The sequence below is a fragment of the Nonomuraea marmarensis genome, from assembly GCF_043197025.1.
Taxonomy (GTDB): domain Bacteria; phylum Actinomycetota; class Actinomycetes; order Streptosporangiales; family Streptosporangiaceae; genus Nonomuraea; species Nonomuraea marmarensis.
Map to the genome: position 1 here is coordinate 1 of NZ_JBICRM010000111.1, position 1,471 is coordinate 1,471.

The following is a 1,471-nucleotide window of genomic DNA, read 5'->3' on the forward strand; positions in this document are numbered from 1 at the left end:
CAAGTCAGCATGAAACGGCCGGCTCCGGTTCTGTCCGTAGTCGCTTCATAGCTTCCGTGGATCGGCTCACGCTAGAGACAGCGGGGGCCGGAGCCACACACAGAAGGGAGCCGACCGTCATGAAGAGTCTGGCACTTTCTCCGGGGCCGATCCATCTGGGGATGGACACCTCCAAGGACGCCATCGTGGTGGGCATCCTGCGGCCGGGTGAGGAGATCCCGGTCGTTGATCGGATCTTCAACGACGAACCTTCCATCCGGCGGTTGATTGGCCGCTTCCCCGATCGGAGCGCGCTGCGGACCTGCTATGAGGCGGGTCCCGGCGGCTATGAACTGTATCGGCTGCTGATCTCGATGAAGGTGGCCTGCGACGTGGTCGCCCCGGCGCTGGTGCCCAAGGGGGCGGCCGATCGAGTCAAGACCGACCGACGCGACGCGATGCGCCTGGCTCGGCTGCATCGGGCTGGGGAACTGACCCCGATCCGGGTGCCTTCTCCGGCCGAGGAGGCCGTGCGTGATCTGGTCCGGGCGCGGGCGGACTTGCTGGCCGATCGTAAGCGGGCCAAGCAGCGGATCACCTCGCTGCTGATGCGGCACGGACGCATCTGGCGTCAGGGCGTCAAGTGGACGGCCGTGCATCGGCAGTGGGTCAACGCTCAGCGCTTCGACGAGCCCGCGCTGAGCTCGACCTACCAGCACTACCTGGCGGCGCTGCAGGCGCGCGAGGCCGAACTGGCGGCCCTGGAGAAGGTGCTGTTGCCCTGGGCCGTGCGCGAGCCGCTGGCCGGTGCGGTCCATCGTCTGATCGCCTATCGCGGCATCGCCGAGCTGACCGCGCTCACCCTGGCCAGCGAGGTGGTCGACTGGCGGCGCTTCCCATCGGCGAGGGCCTTCATGGGCTTCACCGGGCTGACCCCGAGTGAGTACTCCAGCGGCGAGCGCTCCCGGCGGGGCCACATCACCAAGGCGGGACCGGCCGAGGTGCGCACCGCGCTGACCGAAGCGGCGTGGGCGTATCAGTTCCGTCCCGCCATCGGCGCGCCGCTGCGGCGCCGTCAGGCAGGTGCGGCGCCGGCCACCGTGGCTCGCGCCTGGAGCGCCCAGCAGAGGTTGTGCGCCAAGTTCCGTCAGATGACCGGACCCGGCAAGCGGCCCAGCCCGGTCGCCGTGACGGCGGTCGCCCGGGAACTGGCCGGGTTCGTCTGGGCCGAGATGACCAGCGAGTAGCGCCCATGACCTTCGGCACGGCACCTCCTTCGCCCGGCGGCCCGCGCCGTCGGTGGGCGTCGTGCCGCCCTGACCGGTGGTGGATCGGGACGCACGCCGCGGCAGGAGTGAACCCCGGCAGATCTTTGAGCTACCCAACGCTCGTCTCAAGTGAGGGGCCCCGTCCTGCGCACAGCAGACATGCGATCTCGACACGCGAATATCAGAATGGCAGTGGCGAAGGCCACGACCCCGCCCTGATCCAC

The 1,471-nt window shown here is 69.3% G+C and carries 1 protein-coding gene; it reads left to right on the plus strand.

Translation table 11 applies throughout. From position 1 onward, the window contains the following. Window positions 1–119: 119 nt before the first annotated feature. Window positions 120–1,226, plus strand: a complete 1,107-nt coding sequence (locus tag ACFLIM_RS50170) for an IS110 family transposase (protein ID WP_393178017.1) — start codon at window positions 120–122, stop codon at window positions 1,224–1,226. Window positions 1,227–1,471: the final 245 nt, after the last annotated feature.